Source organism: Kitasatospora sp. NPDC054939 (assembly GCF_053610105.1).
Genome location: NZ_JBSGXP010000198.1, coordinates 1 through 13,000, shown reverse-complemented (window position 1 = coordinate 13,000; position 13,000 = coordinate 1). Strand labels below are relative to the sequence as shown.

The window sequence follows — 13,000 nt, the reverse complement described above, 5'->3', positions numbered from 1 at the left end:
GCAGGGGGGACCCTGTGGGAGAGTAGGACGCCGCCGAACAATCATTGTGGGAGACCCCCGATCCGTCACGGATCGGGGGTTTTCTGCGTTTCCGGGCCGGTGCCCGGACGGATGAATGTGCGAGGCAGCGGGCGAGGCTGGACCAGGAAACCCACCCTGGATCCGGATGCCCACAGGGGCCGGCGCCGTTGGCGCTGCCAGGGGTACGTCCGTACTCGCGGATGCCCGTCGCGGGCCCGAGAGCAGGGCTTCGCGCGGCCTGGAGGACCGCTTGCCGGGCGGGCGGGAGGAGCCGCAGAGCCCCCGGTGCTGGACGCGGGAGCGAAGAGGGCCCACGGCCCCGGGAGCGCCGCAGAGGGGTCCCCACGGTGCGCCGCCGGGAAGCCGGGTGGCGCCCGCAGATACGGACAGGTACGGATACGCAACGGATACGCAGAGGCCCCGCTCGCCGCCGGGTCGGCGGAGTGGCGGGGCCGGTGGATCGGGGCCGTGTGCGAGGGGGAGGACCGGACCCCGCAGCGGGCCGGCCTCCGGCTCAGAGGCGGCCGGCGGCCTTGAGGGCGAGGTAGGTGTCCGCGAGGGCGGGGGCGATGGCCGCGGGCGGGGCGTCGAGGACGGTGATGCCGTGGCGGGTGAGGCGGTCGGCGGTCTGCCGGCGGTCGGCGCGGGTCTGCTCGGCGGCGGCGGCCCCGTAGACGGCCTCGACGGTGCCGCGGGCCGTGGCCAGCTCTTCGAGCCGGGGGTCGGCGACGGAGGCGAGGACGACCTCGTGGCGCTTGGTGAGCAGGGGCAGCAGCGGGAGCAGGCCGTCCTCGACGGGTGCGGCGTCGAGTCCGGTCAGCAGGACGATCAGCGAGCGGTGCGGGGCCATCGAGAGGGCCGAGGAGACCAGCGCGCGCATGTCGGTCTCGTACAGGGCGGGTTCGAGGACGGCCATGGCGCTGGTGAACGCCGGGAGGATCTCGTGGGGGGAGCGGCCGGCGACCGTGGCGCGCTTGCGGCGGTCGTGGGCCAGCAGGTCGACGCGGTCGCCGGCCTTGGTGGCGAGCGCGGTCAGGAGCAGGGCGGCGTCGAGCGCGGCGTCCAGGCGGGGGGCGTCGCCGACGCGGCCGGCGGAGGTGCGGCCGGTGTCGAGGACGAGCAGGATGTGCCGGTCGCGTTCGGGGCGCCAGGTGCGGACGGCGACGGTGTGCCGGCGGGCGCTGGCGCGCCAGTCGATGGAGCGGACGTCGTCGCCGGGGAGGTATTCGCGCAGCGAGTCGAACTCGGTGCCCTGGCCCCGGGTCAGGACGGAGGTGCGGCCGTCGAGTTCGCGCAGCCGGGCGAGCCGGGACGGCAGGTGCTTGCGGCTGTGGAACGGGGGGAGGGCGCGGAGCGTCCACGGGACGAGGTGGGAGCCCTGACGGGCGGCCAGTCGGAGCGGGCCGAGCGAACGGACCGTCACCTTGTGGGCGTGGTGGTCGCCGCGGCGGCTGGGAACGAGGAGGGTGCTGAGGCGGCGCCGCTCGTGGGCGGGCACCGTGACGGTGTGCCGGGAGGCGGCCAGTTCCGTTCCGGGCTGCCACGAGGAGGGCGGCCAGGCGTCCCTGATCCGGGCGCGCAGGGGGCGTCCGGACGGGTTGGTGACGAGCAGGTCGACTGTCGCGGGTTCGCCCAGCCGCACGGTGGTGTCGCCGCTCCGGACGATCTGCAGGGAGCGGACGGGCGCCGCGAGGGCCAGGTCGACGAGGACGGCGAGCAGGACGGCCCCGGTGGTGGCGGCGACCCCGGTCCAGGAGGGCAGGAGCAGGCCCACGACGAGCGCGCCGAGCGCGGCGAGCAGGGCGGTGCGGCCGGTGAGGGCCATGGGCGGTGCTCCTTGGGGTGGGGACCGGTGTGGACTGCGGACCGGAGGGGCTGCCGGCCGGTGCGGCGGGCCGGAGGGCGCGGCGGCCCCGCCGGCTCAGCGCGGGGCGGGCGTCTGGGCCAGCACGGCCTGGATGACGGAGTCGGCGGTGACGCCCTCCATCTCGGCCTCGGCGCGCAGCGCGACCCGGTGGCGCAGGGTGGGCAGGGCGAGCGCCTTGACGTCGTCAGGGGAGACGTAGTCGCGGCCGGCGAGCCAGGCCCAGGCGCGGGAGGCGTTGAGCAGGGCGGTGGCGCCGCGCGGGGAGACGCCGATGGAGAGCGAGGGCGACTGCCGGGTGGCCCGGCAGAGGTCGACGATGTACGCGAGCACCTCGGGCGAGACGGTGAGCGCGGCGATCTGCTTGCGGGCGGCGGCGATGTCCGCCGGACCGGCGACCGGGCGGACGCCGGCGGCGGCGAGGTCGCGGGGGTCGAAGCCGGTCGCGTGCCGGGCGAGGACCTGGAACTCCTGGTCGCGGTCGGGCAGCGGCAGGATCAGCTTGAGCAGGAAGCGGTCGAGCTGGGCCTCGGGCAGCGGGTAGGTGCCCTCGTACTCGACGGGGTTCTGCGTGGCGGCGACCAGGAACGGGACGGGCAGCGCGCGGGGTTCGCCGTCGACGGTGACCTGGTGCTCCTCCATCGCCTCCAGCAGGGCGGCCTGGGTCTTCGGCGGGGTGCGGTTGATCTCGTCGGCGAGCAGCAGGTTGGTGAAGACCGGGCCGGGCTGGAACGAGAACTCGGCGGTCCGGGCGTCGTAGACCAGCGAGCCGGTGACGTCGCCGGGCATCAGGTCGGGGGTGAACTGGATCCGCTTGGTGCCGAGGCTGAGCGCGGTGGAGAGGGTGCGGATCAGCAGGGTCTTCGCCACCCCGGGGACGCCCTCCAGCAGCACGTGGCCGCCGCAGAGCAGTGCCACGACCAGGCCGGTGACCGCGGCGTCCTGGCCGACCACGGCCTTGGCGATCTCGGCGCGCAGGGCGGTGAGCGCCTGGCGCGGGTCGGCGGCGGCCGACTGCCCGGCGGGGAGCCGCGGGTCTGCCGGGGCGGCGGCCGGCGGGGTGGTCGGGGCGGCGGGGGTGGCGTCGGCCGTGCCGGGGACGGTGCGGAGTCGGGCGGTGGCGTGCTCGGTCACGGCTGTCGTACCTGCCTTTCGAGGGCGTCGAGGTCGTCGGCGAGCCGCAGCAGTGCGGCGTCGTCGGAGGGCGGCGGGCCGTACAGCAGGGCCTGCACGTCCCCGGCGGGGCGTGCGGGGAGGCGGTCGGCGACGGCCGCGCAGAGGGCGGTGGGGTCGGGGACGCCGGAGCCGAGCGGGATGCCCAGGGTCGGCGCGAGGCGGTGGACGGCGGCCCGGCGCAGGGCCTCGGCCGCCCGGCCGCGGGCCTTCGCGCGCCGGTAGAGGCGGGCGCGGCCCTCGGTGGTCTCGGAGGCACGGACGACGACCGGCAGGTTCTCGCTGACCACCGGGCCGAGCCGGCGGGCGCGCCAGGCCGCGGCGAGCGCGGCGGCGACGGCGAGCTGGACGGCGGCCCAGTTCCAGCCGGCCGGGATGTAGTCGGTGAACTCCTTGCGGGCCTCCAGGGCGACCGGGCTGCTCCAGTCGGGCAGGTACCAGGTGAGCCGGGGCTGCGAGCCGAGCAGGCCGAGGGCGAGCGAGGCGTTGCCGTCGTTCTTGAGCTCCCCGTTGGTCAGGAAGGAGGCGCTGCCGAGCACCACGACGTCGCCGCCGCGGCCGGCGGGGGTGCTGACCAGGGGGAAGCTGCCGACCCGCGGGTAGCAGCCCTCGCCGCGCGGTCCCGCGGTGTAGAGGAGTCCGCCGAGGTGGGCGCTGCCGGCCCGGACGGCCTCGGGCAGCGAGCACTCGGCGCGGGTGCTCTGCAGGGCGGCGTACGGCAGGCCGCCGCGCTCGTCGGCGGGGCGCACGCCCGGGGCGAGGACGGTCAGCGCGTCCGGGCCTGGGCTGATGAGGACCAGCCGGGTGTGCTTGGCCGCGGACAGGGCGCGCAGCTGCTCGGTGGTGAGCAGGTCGGGCTCCTGGACGACGAAGGTGTCCAGGCCGGTGGCGCGCGCGCCGAGGTCGGTGGTGACGTCGACCGCGATGCCCTGGCGTTCGAGCAGGGCGACGACGGCCCGGGTGCCGCTGGCGTCGGGGGAGCGGGGGTCCAGCGGGGGGTAGCGGCGGTCCTCGTCGATCCCGGCGATCAGGGCGGTGCCGAGCAGCAGCACGGCGAGGGCGAGCAGGAACCAGCGGCTGCGCCGCCAGAGACCGCGGCCGGTGGGGGCGAGGCTGGTCGGGGCGGGCCGCGGGGCCGGGCGCCGGGCCGGCGGGACGGCCGGGGGCGCGGCGGGCCGGTCGGGGTCGGTCGGGGGTGCGCTCACCGGTACGGCGGCGGGCTGGGCGGGGCCGGTCGGCGGCGGGCCGGGCACGGTGGCGGTCACGCCGGGCCTCCCTGGGCCGGTGCGGGGGCGGGCGCCGCGGCACCCGCCGGGACCGGTGCGGCGGCCGCGGCGGGGCGGGCGCGTTCGAGGGCCCGGTCGAGGTCGCGCAGCAACTGGTGGGCGGCCTGGTCGGCGGTGCGCTCGCCGTAGGCGATGTCGTCGAAGGTCCGGGCGGCGGCGGCCAGGGCGGCGGCGTGCTCGGGCAGCGCGCGGCCGGCCTCGGCGGCGGCCTCGTCGGCGGTGCGGCCGGGGCGCGGGTCGAGCAGGGTGCGCTCCTCCAGCCCGCGGACGATGGCCCGCATCTGCTCGCGGACGGCCTCGGCCCACCGGCCGGCGGCGGCGTGCAGGTCGGCCTCGGCGCGGTGCTCGGCGGCGGTGCGCGGCCCGGTGCGGCCGAAGACGGCGAACTCGCTGCGGGCGGCCCGCCGGGGCGCGCCGAGGCGCCACCAGACGGCCCCGGCGACGATCACCGCGACGACCCCGAAGAGGATCAGGCCGGTGGTGCCGTCGACCCCGTCGCCCGCGAGGGCGCCGAGCGCCTCGTCGAGCCGGTCCGTGAACCAGTCGAAGAGCCGCTCCAGGAGGTTCGGGTCGTGGCGGTGGTAGTCCGCCTTGACCAGCTCCTGCTCGGCGGCCTCGCGGGCCGGGTCGCGCGGAACGGTGATCGGGGCGCCGCCGGCCGCGAGCCCCGCCTCCCCCCAGATGGACATGCGGCTCAGAGCTTCGCGGTCGGCGGGCCGTCCACGCCGCCGGCGCCGAACTCGGGCAGGCCGGCGGCGCGGGCGAGCTCGATGTCCAGGGCCTCGCGGCGGATGCGCTGGTCGATGTAGAGCAGCACGCCGATGGTGCCGGTGAACGGGATGGTGACGGTCGCGGAGATCACGCCGGCGATGGCGGCGCCGATCAGCACCGGGACCGGCAGCGCGTCGGTGGAGGCGTCCATCAGGTCGTCGTAGCCGATGACCGTGCCGATCACGGTGAACGGGATGGCGATGATGAACGCCGCGAGCGCGACCATCACCTGGGTGACCACGTTCAGGCCGAACAGCCGCCACCAGGAGCCGCGGACCAGCCGGCGGGAGCGCGAGAGCGCCGTGAGCACGCCCTGCTTCTCCAGCATCAGGGCCGGCGCGGCCAGGCTCAGCTGGATCCACAGCCAGACGGCCACCGGGATGCTGAGCAGGCCGACCACGATCAGCAGGGCGGTGATCGCCGGTTCGCCCGCACCGGCCAGGGCGTAGCCGAGGGCCGGACTGAACCCGAGCAGGATGACGCCGAAGAGGATCAGCGCGGTGAGCAGGGTCAGGCCGGTGAGCTGGAGCAGCCGCGGACGGGCGTCGCGCCAGGCGTCCCCGATGGTCGCCGACCGGCCGAGTACGGCACGGCTGACGACCATGGTCAGCAGGGCGGTGGCGAACACGGTGAGCACCAGCTCGACCGGCACGGTGGCCACCATGGCGACGGTCGAGGTGAGGTCGCCGGTGTCGCCGCCGAGCTTCAGCTGGGCGAAGGTAGTGGCCGCCTGCTGGACGACGGCGATGCCGAGCGCGAGGCCGAGGGTGGTCCGCCAGTGCCGGCGGATGGTGTCCACGGCGCCGTCGAGGATCTCGCCGAAGCCGAGCGGGCGCAGCGGGATGATGCCGGGCTTGGGGCTCGGCGGGGTTGCGCCCCAGCCGTACTGCGGTCCGCCCGGGGCGCCCTGCGGGCTGCCCCACTGGGGGCCGGTCCAGCCGGCCGGGGCCGGGGGTGCGGCCGGGGGCGCGCTGTGCGGAGGTGCCGACTGCCCGGGCACGGCGGCGGGCGCGTCGGCCTGCGGCCGGGCGTCCTCGCGGGGCGGCTCGGACGAGCTGGGCGAGGCCCAGCCCGGAGTGTCGGTCATCACTGCTCCTCGAAGGGCTCCAGGGGTGCGCGATGGGGGCGATCTTCGCCCGGGCGCAGGCCCATCGTGCCATGGGGCGGTGACCGGCCCCAGGGGGTGGCCCGGTGCCGGTGGCGCCGGGCGGGCGCGGAGGCGGGGGCCGGGTGTCCGGCGGGGCACGCGGGGCCCGGGGACGGAGGTCATTCGCCCGGTATGGCTGGATTTCGACTGGCCGGGCACTTGGCCGTTCTGGAGCAAAGGCACTGCTGTGCGGCAGGTCACAATCCGGTAATGAGAAGATGGACGCATGAAGGGACGCGTCCTCGTCGTTGATGACGACTCCGCACTGGCCGAGATGCTCGGTATCGTGCTGCGTGGTGAGGGTTTTGAGCCGTTTTTCGTCGCAGATGGGGACAAGGCACTGGCCGCGTTCCGGGAGACCAAGCCTGATCTTGTCCTGCTGGACCTGATGCTGCCCGGCCGGGACGGCATCGACGTCTGCCGGCAGATCCGGGCCGAGTCCGGCATCCCGATCGTGATGCTGACCGCGAAGACGGACACCGTCGACGTCGTGGTCGGCCTTGAGTCGGGTGCCGACGACTACGTCACCAAGCCGTTCAAGCCCAAGGAGCTGGTGGCCCGGGTGCGTGCCCGGCTGCGCCGTGCCGAGGAGCCGACGCCGGAGCAGCTGACCATCGGCGATCTGGTGATCGACGTGGCCGGCCACTCGGTGAAGCGGGACGGGCGGGGCATCCCGCTGACCCCGCTGGAGTTCGACCTGCTGGTCGCGCTGGCCCGCAAGCCCTGGCAGGTGTTCACCCGCGAGGTGCTGCTGGAGCAGGTCTGGGGCTACCGGCACGCGGCGGACACCCGGCTGGTCAACGTGCACGTGCAGCGACTGCGCTCCAAGATCGAGAAGGATCCGGAGCGCCCCGAGATCGTGGTGACCGTGCGCGGCGTCGGCTACAAGGCCGGGCCCAGCTGACGTGACGTACCGGGCTGACGAGACCCCGTCGGGTACCGCGACCGACGGGGGATCCGCCGTGCGCGGGGATGTGCTGAGCTCGACCACCGAGGGCCGGTCGCGGCGCCGCGGGCCGGCGGGCCTCTTCGCGCCGGTGGTCCGTCAGCTGCGCCGTCCGCTGCAGCGGATCACCGCGCTGTACTGGCGCTCGATCCAGGTGCGGGTGGTGGCGACGGCGCTGCTTCTGTCGGTCGCCGTGGTGCTGGTGCTCGGCGTCGTCGTGGTGGCCCAGGTCCGCACCGGGCTGCTGGACACCAAGAAGACCTCGGCGAGCAGCCAGGCGCGCGGTGGTTTCGACAGCGAGCAGAAGAAGATCGACGAGGCCGCGGACGCCCGCACCAAGCTGGGCACCACGGGCGATCCGACCACCGAGGAGATCGGCACCTGGCTGCTGAAGCAGGTCGGCGACCTCGCGGCGAGCGGGCAGAGCGTCTACTCGGTGATCGCGCTGGTGCCGGAGACCGGGAAGACCGTCTCGCCGCACAACACCGGGCTGGGCCCGCGCACCTCCGGCGACATCCTGCCGGACAGCATCCCGAAGTCGCTGATGGACCGCGTCTCGGCGGAGCCCGGGCTGGCCTTCGAGCAGTCCACGGTGATCCGCCGCTCCGACGACAGCGCCGGCAAGCCCAAGAGCGAGCCGGGTCTGGCGATCGGCAAGCAGTTCACCGGGCCGGCCGGCCACGAGTACCAGCTGTACTACGTCTTCTCCTTCGGCCAGGAGACCAAGACCCTCGACCTGGTCACCGGCACCCTGGCCACGGCCGGCGTGTTCGTGGTGATCCTGCTGGTCGGCATCGCCTGGATGGTGGTGCGCCAGGTGGTCACGCCGGTCCGGATGGCCGCCGGGATCTCCGAACGGCTGGCCGCGGGCCACCTGGAGGAGCGGATGAAGGTCACCGGGACGGACGACATCGCCCGGCTCGGCGAGTCCTTCAACCGGATGGCCAACGCGCTGCAGGCGCAGATCCGCCAGCTGGAGGAGCTCTCCCGGGTGCAGCGGCGCTTCGTCTCCGACGTCTCGCACGAGCTGCGCACCCCGCTGACCACGGTCCGGATGGCCGCCGACCTGATCTACGACAGCCGCGAGGACCTCGACCCGATGGCGGCCCGCTCGGCGGAGCTGCTGCAGGACCAGCTGGACCGCTTCGAATCGCTGCTGGCCGATCTGCTGGAGATCAGCCGCTTCGACGCGGGCGCCGCGATCCTGGACGCCGAGCCGGTGGACCTGCGCGAGATCGTCACCCGCGTCGTGGAGGCCGCCGACCCGCTGGCCCGCGCCAAGGGCAGTGCGGTCGTCATCCGCGGCGACGGCGAGCCGGTGCTGGCCGAGGTCGACTCCCGCCGGATCGAGCGCATCCTGCGCAACCTGGTGGTCAACGCGCTGGAGCACGGCGAGGGCCGGGACGTCGTGGTGCGGCTCGGCTCGGCCGACGGCGCGGTGGCGGTCGGTGTCCGCGACTACGGCATCGGCCTCAAGCCGGGCGAGGCGTCGCGGGTCTTCCACCGCTTCTGGCGGGCGGACCCGTCCCGCAAGCGGACCACCGGCGGGACCGGGCTGGGCCTGTCGATCGCGGTCGAGGACGCCCATCTGCACGGCGGCTGGCTGCAGGCCTGGGGCGAGCCCGGCGGCGGCTCGCACTTCCGGCTCACCCTGCCGCGCACCCGCGGCGGCGAGATCAACCGGGCGCCGTTCCGGCTGGAGCCGGAGGACTCCCGCAACAACCGGGGCCTGGGCTCCGCCGGTACGCCGTACCGCCGGGCGATCCGTCCGGCCGAGGGCGCGCCGGCGGCCGAGGAGACCGAGCCGGAGACCCCGGAGGGCACGCCGACCGCCTTCGGCCCCGGGCTGGGCGGGGTGCTCGGCATCGGCCCCGGGCTGGGGAGGACGCCCGAGGGGCCGCGGTCGGACCCCTCGGACGTCAGTACGGCCGGGGCCGGGTACGGTGCCACCGGGGCCCAGGTCGTGGTGGACCCGACACCCGGACGGCCCTCGGTGGCGCAGCGGACGGCGGAGCCGGACCTCGCGGACGGGACAGACGGTGCGGGCGGAGCGGACACGGAGGGGGCGCAGCGTGCGAGGGACCACCACAGGGCGTAGGCGGCGGCTCGCCTGGGCGGCCGGCGCCCTGGCGACGGTCGTGCCGGCGGCCGGCTGCGCCGCCATGCCGGACTCCGGTCCGGTCAGCAAGGTCGAGCTGTCCCAGGGGGCGGCGGACAAGAACCTGCAGGTCCGGGTCTTCCCGGTGGCGCCCGCGAAGGGGGCGGGGCCGCGCGAGCTGCTGGCCGGCTTCCTCGACGCGTCGACCGCCGACGGGGGGTACGAGACGGCGAAGCTGTACCTCACGGAGAAGGCGGGCAAGACCTGGAACCCGGAGGAGAGCATCGTCGTGCTCGCCGCCAACCCGACCACCCGCAGCGGGACGGCGCCGGGCGAGGCCGACACGGCGCTGCGGATCCCGGTCTCCGGCGCGGTGGTCGCCGAGGTGGACGCCAAGCACACCTACCGGCTGGCCGACGGCTCCCGCGAGTTCACCTTCGAGTTCGTCAAGGAGAAGTCCGGGGAGTGGCGGATCGACGACCTGCCCAACGGGCTGATCATCAACGAGACGAACTTCCGCAACAGCTACCGCCAGGCCGACCGCTTCTTCTACGCGGCCGCCGACCCCTCGCTGCCCGGTGCCCGTGAGGTGCTGGTCGCCGACCCGGTCTACCTGCGGCGGCGAATAGACCCGCTGACGGCCGCCGCCAAGGCCCTGGTGGCCGGCCCGTCGGACTGGCTCGCGCCGGTGGTGAGCAGCTCCTTCACCGCCACCGCCGTGGAGCGGGTGACGGTCGACGAGGGCCGCACCGCCGAGGTCGTGATCAGTGGCACCGACCTCAGCGGCCGGGACTGGCTCTGCAACCGGATGGCCAACCAGCTCTTCCACACCCTGAACGACCAGGGCAAGGGCCAGATCGACCGGCTCCGGCTGAAGGGCCCGGGCAAGGAGTGCCAGGTCACCCGGTCCGACGCCCGTACGGTCGGCCCCGGCGCGCTGGCCGCCGACCCGGCCTCGCAGCCGGTCTACCAGCAGTACTACCAGCGCACCGACACCGGGCAGCTGATGGTCGCCCGCGAGCAGGGCGACGGGACCCCCGTCGCCGGGGTGCTCGGCAAGGAGCTCGCCGACCGGCAGCACCCGCTGGGCCAGGTCGCCGTGCGACGGGACGGCAAGCAGGCCGCGGCGATCGGCGCGGACGGCAACCGGCTGTACTCGGTCGGCCTGACCGAGGCCGACCGGCAGCTCGGCGAACCGGTGCTCACCCTCCCCGCCCGCCCGGGGGACAAGCCCGAGGACGGCCTGGCCTCGCCCAGCTGGGACGGCCGGGACAACCTCTGGGTGCTCGACCGCGACCCGCAGACCCCCCGGGTGCTGATGGTGCGCGGCCGCAAGGTCGTGAACGTGCCCGTCGAGGGCCTGGCCGGCTGGCGGGTGCAGAGCCTGAAGGTCGCCTCCGACGGCACCCGGATCGCCCTGGTGCTCAAGGACCCGGCCGGGGCGCAGAAGCTCGTTCTCGGCCGGATCGTGCACGGCGGCAGCGAGGAGACGCCCTCGGCGCAGATCACCGGCCTGCGCGCGGTCGCGCCGCTGCTCAGCGAGGTGTCCTCGGTCTCCTGGGCGGACAGCGACCAGCTGCTGGTGCTCGGCCGGGAGAAGGAGCGCCTGCAGCAGCTGCACTACATCGGCACCGACGGCTCGCAGGACGGCGACGGCCCGCTCCACGTGGCCGACAGCATGGCCGTGGTCTCGGCGTCGGAGTACCGGGAGGAGAGCCTGGCCTCGGTGCCGTCGGTGCTCGCGGTGACCGCGGACGGCGGCCGGATCTACCGGCTGACCAACAATCAGTGGCGCGACGTCGGCATGCCCGGCAAGGCGCTCTGGTTCGGCTACCCGGGCTGACCCGCCGTCGGCCCGGTCCGGGGCGCCGGCGGGGTTCCGGCCCCGGCCGGGGCGCCCCGGAGCAGCGGTGCGGCCAGGGCGGCGCCGGCCCGTACGGGTGCGTCGGCCGCCGCGAGTGCCCGGGCCGCCTCGGTGAGGCTGGCACCGGTCGTCACCAGGTCGTCGACCAGGACGGTCTGACGTCCCGCCGCCAGCCGCGCGGCCCGGTCGGTCGCGGTGAGCGCGCCGTGCAGGTTCCGCCGCCGCTCGGCCGCCGACAGCCCCGCCTGGTCGGCCACCGCCCGGGTGTGCCGCAGCAGCGGCACCGCCCCGGCGTCCAGCCCGCGCCGGCGCAGGGTGCGGGCGGCGCAGCGGGCCAGCCGCAGGGTCGGGTCGTGCCCGCGGGCGCGGACGGCGGCGCGGGCCGACGGCACCGGGACGAGCAGCAGCGGTGTGCGGCCGGCCGCGGGCCCGAGCGCGGAGCAGACCGCCCGGGCGAGGGCCGTGCCGAGCGGGTCGGCCAGCCCGAGGGCGCCGCGTTCCTTGTGGGCGAGCAGCAGTTGCCGGACCGGATCGGCGTACCGGGCGGCGGCGTGCACCCAGGGGAGCGCGGTGGGGCCGGGCCGGGCGGCGTCCAGGGCCTGCCGGCACTCCGGGCAGAGCCGGTCGCGGCCGGTGCCGCAGCCCGCGCAGGGGGCCGGGAGCAGGACGTCCAGCAGGGCGCCGAACGGGCCGGGGGCGGTCGGCACGGCTCCTCCCGGGGCGGACGGGCTCCGGCGGGGGAGCGGGCGAGTACGGAGAGTGAGCCAAAGAATGAGCCGTACGGGGGGTGTTGTCCAGGTATTTACCCGTGTTTCACTCACAAGAGGGGTAGACAGGGGGCAGCAGCCGAACAGCCGGCCCACAGCACCCAGTCCTACCCGCTCTCCCGCCTGGGGAGGCGAAATTCCCGTGTGAGGTGTTCCATGAGGCTCCAGGGGGTTTCAAACGTCCCTGGTGGGGAGGAAGTGAGATGAGGGCCAGTCGCCCCCGCCGCTCGCGGTGGGGCGGAGGGCCGGCAGTGGATGGGCTGGTCCGGCTGGTCTCAGCCCGATCCGGTAGCACCCGGATCGGCGTCAGCACGAGGGATCGGAGTTCTGCGTGGACATCGTCGTCAAGGGCCGCAAGACCGAGGTGCCCAAGAGGTTCCGCGAGCACGTGGCCGAGAAGCTGGAGAAGGTCCAGAAGTTCGACGGCAAGGTGATCAGCCTCGACGTCGAGGTGTCCAAGGAGCACAACCCGCGGCAGGCCGACCGGTCCGAGCGGGTGGAGATCACTCTCCGTACCCGTGGTCCGGTGATCCGGGCCGAGGCCGCCGCCGGAGACCCGTACGCGGCGCTCGACCTGGCGTCGGCGAAGCTCGACGCCCAGCTGCGCAAGTCCGCAGACCGGCGCCGGGTGCACAAGGGCGGTACGAACCGCACCCCGATCAGCGTCGCCGAGGCGACCGCGGCCCTGGCCGCGCTGCCCGAGCCGGCGGCGGTCGAGGGCGCGACCAACGGTGCCGTCCGCAAGACCATGATGGGATCCCTGGAAGTGGAGGGCGAAGGCCCGCTGGTGGTCCGGGAGAAGACGCACCCGGCCGCCCCCATGGCGCTGGACCAGGCGCTCTACGAGATGGAACTGGTCGGCCACGACTTCTACCTCTTCGTGGAGAAGGACAGCGGCCTGCCGAGTGTCGTCTACCGGCGGCACGGCTACCACTACGGTGTCATCCACCTGAAGGCCGACGGCTCGGCCGTCAACGGCGAGGGCGGCGGCGCCGGCGGTGCGATCGGCGGGCCCGACGACGAGGACTGACCGTCCGAGCAGTGTCGGAGAGGTGGCCCCGGC

10 protein-coding genes are annotated in these 13,000 nt (G+C 75.2%); 4 read left to right on the top strand and 6 right to left on the bottom strand.

All coding sequences use genetic code 11. From position 1 onward, the window contains the following. Positions 1–535: 535 nt before the first annotated feature. The 5 genes from ACWGB8_RS35295 to ACWGB8_RS35275 form a co-directional block, all read right to left on the bottom strand. A complete protein-coding gene (locus ACWGB8_RS35295; RefSeq protein WP_452217746.1) occupies positions 536–1,846 on the bottom strand; it encodes a DUF58 domain-containing protein in 1,311 nt (436 codons plus the stop codon). Positions 1,847–1,942: 96 nt separating this feature from the next. After that, positions 1,943–2,863 carry an AAA family ATPase gene (locus ACWGB8_RS35290; RefSeq protein WP_452217747.1) on the bottom strand — a complete coding sequence of 307 codons (921 nt, stop codon included), beginning with the start codon at positions 2,861–2,863 and terminating at the stop codon, positions 1,943–1,945. A gap of 152 nt (positions 2,864–3,015) precedes the next feature. After that, positions 3,016–4,323, bottom strand: coding sequence for a DUF4350 domain-containing protein (locus ACWGB8_RS35285; protein ID WP_452217745.1), 1,308 nt, complete (start codon positions 4,321–4,323; stop codon positions 3,016–3,018). After that, positions 4,320–5,033 carry a DUF4129 domain-containing protein gene (locus ACWGB8_RS35280; RefSeq protein ID WP_452217744.1) on the bottom strand — a complete coding sequence of 238 codons (714 nt, stop codon included), beginning with the start codon at positions 5,031–5,033 and terminating at the stop codon, positions 4,320–4,322. The genes ACWGB8_RS35285 and ACWGB8_RS35280 overlap by 4 nt, the downstream gene beginning before the upstream one ends. A 5-nt stretch (positions 5,034–5,038) precedes the next feature. Continuing rightward, complete coding sequence (locus tag ACWGB8_RS35275; protein WP_452217743.1) at positions 5,039–6,202, bottom strand: DUF7847 domain-containing protein; 1,164 nt, start codon at positions 6,200–6,202, stop codon at positions 5,039–5,041. Positions 6,203–6,488: 286 nt separating this feature from the next. Here ACWGB8_RS35275 and mtrA point away from each other — a divergent pair, with 286 nt between their 5' ends. From mtrA to ACWGB8_RS35260, 3 genes are read left to right on the top strand one after another with little or no spacing between them, the layout of a single operon-like run. Then, positions 6,489–7,166 carry an MtrAB system response regulator MtrA gene (mtrA, locus tag ACWGB8_RS35270; RefSeq protein WP_030061806.1) on the top strand — a complete coding sequence of 226 codons (678 nt, stop codon included), beginning with the start codon at positions 6,489–6,491 and terminating at the stop codon, positions 7,164–7,166. A gap of 58 nt (positions 7,167–7,224) precedes the next feature. Next, a complete protein-coding gene (gene mtrB, locus ACWGB8_RS35265) occupies positions 7,225–9,306 on the top strand; it encodes an MtrAB system histidine kinase MtrB (protein ID WP_452217742.1) in 2,082 nt (693 codons plus the stop codon). Beyond that, positions 9,281–11,149, top strand: coding sequence for an LpqB family beta-propeller domain-containing protein (locus ACWGB8_RS35260; RefSeq protein ID WP_452217741.1), 1,869 nt, complete (start codon positions 9,281–9,283; stop codon positions 11,147–11,149). The genes mtrB and ACWGB8_RS35260 overlap by 26 nt, the downstream gene beginning before the upstream one ends. On the opposite strand, the gene ACWGB8_RS35255 is transcribed toward ACWGB8_RS35260, so the two are convergent. Beyond that, positions 11,137–11,877, bottom strand: a complete 741-nt coding sequence (locus tag ACWGB8_RS35255) for a ComF family protein (protein WP_452217740.1) — start codon at positions 11,875–11,877, stop codon at positions 11,137–11,139. The genes ACWGB8_RS35260 and ACWGB8_RS35255 overlap by 13 nt on opposite strands. Before the next feature lie 391 nt (positions 11,878–12,268). On the opposite strand from ACWGB8_RS35255, the gene hpf reads away from it, so the two are divergent. Then, positions 12,269–12,967 (top strand): ribosome hibernation-promoting factor, HPF/YfiA family, encoded by a 699-nt coding sequence (gene hpf / locus ACWGB8_RS35250; protein ID WP_452217739.1) that lies wholly within the window; start codon positions 12,269–12,271, stop codon positions 12,965–12,967. The last annotated feature ends 33 nt before the right edge of the window (positions 12,968–13,000 follow it).

Coding starts and splice junctions, on each gene's coding strand:
- ACWGB8_RS35275 (WP_452217743.1), bottom strand. CDS start 6,202: ATGACCGACACTCCGGGCTGGGCCTCGCCCAGCTCGTCCGAGCCGCCC.
- ACWGB8_RS35295 (WP_452217746.1), bottom strand. CDS start 1,846: ATGGCCCTCACCGGCCGCACCGCCCTGCTCGCCGCGCTCGGCGCGCTC.
- mtrA (WP_030061806.1), top strand. CDS start 6,489: ATGAAGGGACGCGTCCTCGTCGTTGATGACGACTCCGCACTGGCCGAG.
- ACWGB8_RS35280 (WP_452217744.1), bottom strand. CDS start 5,033: ATGTCCATCTGGGGGGAGGCGGGGCTCGCGGCCGGCGGCGCCCCGATC.